Consider the following 3,289-nt stretch of genomic DNA (forward strand, 5'->3'; position numbering starts at 1 on the left):
CCCGCGCGCGGCCCCCGCGGGCGGGGGCGGGCGCGGGGGCGCGCGGGGCCGCCCCCCCCCCCCCCCCCGCCGGGGGCCCCCCCCCCCCCCGCTCGGCGTCACGGTGCCGGTCAGGCGCTCTTCTCGCGGCGCTCGCGCTTGATCATGTCGCGCGGCACGAGGGTCGGGATGGCGTGCTTGGAGACGACGTCCCCGGTCACGACCACCCGGGCGACGTCCTGACGCGAGGGCACCTCGTACATCACGGACATCAGCACCTCCTCCATGATCGCGCGCAGACCGCGGGCACCGGTACCGCGCAGGATCGCCTGGTCGGCGATGGCCTCCAGCGCGTCACGGGTGAACTCCAGCTCCACGCCGTCCAGCTCGAAGAGCTTGCGGTACTGCTTGACCAGCGCGTTCTTCGGCTCGGTGAGGATCTGCAGCAGCGCCTCGCGGTCCAGGTTGTGCACGCTGGTGATCACGGGGAGCCGGCCGATGAACTCGGGGATCATGCCGAACTTCACGAGGTCTTCCGGCATCACCTGGCGGAAGTGGTCCGAGGCGTCCTGCTCGCGCTTGGAGCGGATGTTGGCCCCGAAGCCGATGCCCTTGGCGCCGGCCCGGCCCTCGATGATCCGCTCCAGGCCCGCGAACGCACCGCCGACGATGAACAGCACGTTGGTGGTGTCGATCTGGATGAACTCCTGGTGCGGGTGCTTGCGCCCGCCCTGCGGCGGCACCGAGGCGGTGGTGCCCTCCAGGATCTTCAGCAGCGCCTGCTGCACGCCCTCGCCGGAGACGTCGCGGGTGATCGACGGGTTCTCGCTCTTGCGGGCGACCTTGTCGATCTCGTCGATGTAGATGATCCCGGTCTCGGCCTTCTTGACGTCGTAGTCGGCCGCCTGGATCAGCTTGAGCAGGATGTTCTCGACGTCCTCGCCCACGTAGCCCGCCTCGGTCAGGGCGGTGGCGTCGGCGATCGCGAACGGCACGTTCAGCATCCGGGCCAGCGTCTGCGCCAGCAGGGTCTTGCCGGAGCCGGTCGGGCCCAGCAGCAGGATGTTGGACTTCGCCAGCTCGATGGCGTCCTCGCGGCCGTTGCCGGCCCGGCCGTTCTCGCCGGCCTGGACGCGCTTGTAGTGGTTGTAGACGGCGACCGACAGCGCCTTCTTGGCGAGGTCCTGGCCGACCACGTACTGGTCCAGGAACTCGTAGATCTCGCGGGGCTTCGGCAGCTCCTCGAAGCGGACCTCCGAGGACTCGGCGAGCTCCTCCTCGATGATCTCGTTGCAGAGGTCGATGCACTCGTCGCAGATGTACACGCCAGGCCCGGCGATCAGTTTCTTCACCTGCTTCTGCGATTTGCCGCAGAACGAGCACTTGAGCAGGTCGCCACCGTCTCCGATGCGTGCCACGAGGTGCTTCCCCTTCGCCAGGGGCCCCGCAGGGGTCCGGGGCCTGGTGCTGTGGACCGGTTTGCGCCGTCGGCGGTCGGTCTCGCTATCCGACGGTACTCTGCGGAGCCGGTATTTCCGCCGACTTCGGCAGCTCTGCCCTACGCCCTGGGCGAATTGATACCGAACAGATGCCGTCACTCGGGCATGAAGCCCGACGTCCATTGTGCCCGTCCGGCCGGTCGACCGGAACGGATCGGGGCGGGGCGTACGTCACGGCGCTGCGCGCCCCGCGTACGACCCCGCCCCCGAGCCCTGCCCGTCAGTCGGTCAGCGACGACTTGCGGGTGGAGATGATCTGGTCGATCAGGCCGTACTCCAGCGCCTCCTCGGCGGTCAGGATCTTGTCGCGCTCGATGTCGTCACGGACCGTCTCGACCGGCTTGTTGGAGTGCTTGGCCAGCATCTCCTCCAGCTGCTCGCGCATCCGGAAGATCTCCTTGGCTTGGATCTCCAGGTCCGACACCTGGCCGCGGCCGGTCTCGGTGTACGGCTGGTGGATCAGGATCCGGGCGTTCGGCAGCGCCATCCGCTTGCCGGGGGTGCCGGCCGCCAGCAGCACGGCCGCGGCGGAGGCCGCCTGGCCCATGCAGACGGTGGTGATGTCCGGCTTCACGTACTGCATCGTGTCGTAGATGGCCGTGAGGGCCGTGAACGAGCCGCCGGGCGAGTTGATGTACATCTGGATCTCGCGGTCCGGGTCCATCGACTCCAGGCACAGCAGCTGCGCCATGATGTCGTTGGCCGAGACGTCGTCCACCTGCGAGCCGAGGAAGATGATGCGCTCCTCGAACAGCTTGGCGTACGGGTCGTACTCGCGGATGCCCTGGGAGGTGCGCTCGACGAAGCGCGGCACGATGTAGCGGCCCTCGGCACGGGCGCCCTGGAACTCGCCGCGCGGCGTGTAGGGAAGGTTCATGGGGTGTTCGGTCCTCCGAAGCGTACGGTCTGGGAGTCTGCTGGCCGGGGCGCTCAGGAAGCGCCGCCGCCGCCGGTGCCGCCGCCGCCCGGGACGTCCGCGGCGCTGTGCATGATCTCGTCGATGAGGCCGTACGCCTTGGCCTCCTCCGGGGTGAACCAACGGTCGCGGTCGGAGTCCGCGGTGACCCGCTCGAAGCTCTGGCCGCTGTGGTGCGCGATCAGCTCGGACATCCGCTTCTTGGTGCGGAGCAGCTGCTCGGCCTGGATCCTGATGTCCGAGGCGGAGCCGCCGAGGCCCGCGGAGGGCTGGTGCATCAGGATGTTGGCGTTGGGCAGCGAGAAGCGCTTGCCCTTGGCGCCGGCGGTGAGCAGGAACTGGCCCATGGAGGCCGCCATGCCCATGGCGATGGTCACCACGTCGTTCTTGATGTACTGCATGGTGTCGTAGATCGCCATGCCGGCCGTGATCGAGCCGCCCGGGGAGTTGATGTACAGGAAGATGTCCTTCTCCGGGTCTGCGGCCAGGAGGAGGAGCTGGGCGGTGATCTTGTTGGCGATGTCGTCGTCGACCTGCTGGCCGAGGAAGATGATGCGCTCGTTGAGCAGCCGGTTGTAGACCTGGTCGCCCAGGCCGCCGAGCACGTCACCGGCGGCGGCGCGCGGCGCCGTCAGGCCATCCATCTGCATCTGCGGGAACGTCACTTAGCCACCTGCTCAGTCGATCTGCGTGTAAGTCGCTGTCCACCGACCCTAACGCGCAGGCCGCGCCGCAGAATCCCCCACGCAGAACTGTTCGCTGTGAGCGCAGGGTGTGCGCCGGAATACGGCTGTGGGGCGGGCCGCCGGGGGGGGGGGGGGGCCCGCGCCGGGCGGCGGGGGGGGGGGACAGCGCGCGGTGGCGCGCGGGGGACAGGGCTGGGGAGGCCGCCGCG

At 69.3% G+C, this 3,289-nt stretch carries 3 protein-coding genes; all 3 read right to left on the reverse strand.

Annotation, left to right across the window (positions count from 1 at the left end):
- Positions 1-110: 110 nt before the first annotated feature.
- Positions 111-1,397, reverse strand: coding sequence for an ATP-dependent Clp protease ATP-binding subunit ClpX (gene clpX / locus ACFV0G_RS02355; RefSeq protein WP_380540245.1), 1,287 nt, complete (start codon positions 1,395-1,397; stop codon positions 111-113).
- 301 nt (positions 1,398-1,698) lie between these two features.
- A complete protein-coding gene (locus ACFV0G_RS02360; protein ID WP_380540248.1) occupies positions 1,699-2,355 on the reverse strand; it encodes an ATP-dependent Clp protease proteolytic subunit in 657 nt (218 codons plus the stop codon).
- Positions 2,356-2,408: 53 nt separating this feature from the next.
- Positions 2,409-3,038 carry an ATP-dependent Clp protease proteolytic subunit gene (locus ACFV0G_RS02365; protein ID WP_380540298.1) on the reverse strand — a complete coding sequence of 210 codons (630 nt, stop codon included), beginning with the start codon at positions 3,036-3,038 and terminating at the stop codon, positions 2,409-2,411.
- Between the last annotated feature and the right edge of the window lie 251 nt (positions 3,039-3,289).

It is taken from the genome of Kitasatospora sp. NPDC059571 (genome assembly GCF_042735675.1).
In the GTDB taxonomy this organism is placed as follows: domain Bacteria; phylum Actinomycetota; class Actinomycetes; order Streptomycetales; family Streptomycetaceae; genus Kitasatospora.

Excerpts from the sequence above, each read along its gene's own strand:
- ACFV0G_RS02360 (WP_380540248.1), bottom strand. The coding sequence starts at position 2,355 with ATGAACCTTCCCTACACGCCGCGCGGCGAGTTCCAGGGCGCCCGTGCC.
- ACFV0G_RS02365 (WP_380540298.1), bottom strand. The coding sequence starts at position 3,038 with ATGGATGGCCTGACGGCGCCGCGCGCCGCCGCCGGTGACGTGCTCGGC.